Below are 221 nucleotides of genomic sequence, written 5' to 3' on the forward strand. Positions count from 1 at the left end.
AAAATTGACCTATGAGTCGTGACAGGCTCGAACTGTCGACCCTCTGATTAAAAGTCAGATGCTCTACCAACTGAGCTAACGACTCAATGGAGGATACAGGGCTCGAACCTGTGACCCTCTGCTTGTAAGGCAGACGCTCTCCCAACTGAGCTAATCCTCCATTGTGCACGGCAACGACCTACCCTCGCAGGGGGCGATCCCCCAACTACTATCGGCGCGAA

At 53.4% G+C, this 221-nt stretch carries 2 tRNA genes; both read right to left on the reverse strand.

The annotated features are described in order from the left end of the window. Positions 1-12: 12 nt before the first annotated feature. A tRNA-Lys gene (locus FD20_RS12870) sits at positions 13-85 on the reverse strand. Between the two features lie 2 nt (positions 86-87). After that, positions 88-160: transfer RNA gene (locus tag FD20_RS12875), tRNA-Val, on the reverse strand. Positions 161-221 lie beyond the last annotated feature (61 nt).

It is taken from the genome of Liquorilactobacillus uvarum DSM 19971 (assembly GCF_001434935.1).
Lineage (GTDB): Bacteria > Bacillota > Bacilli > Lactobacillales > Lactobacillaceae > Liquorilactobacillus > Liquorilactobacillus uvarum.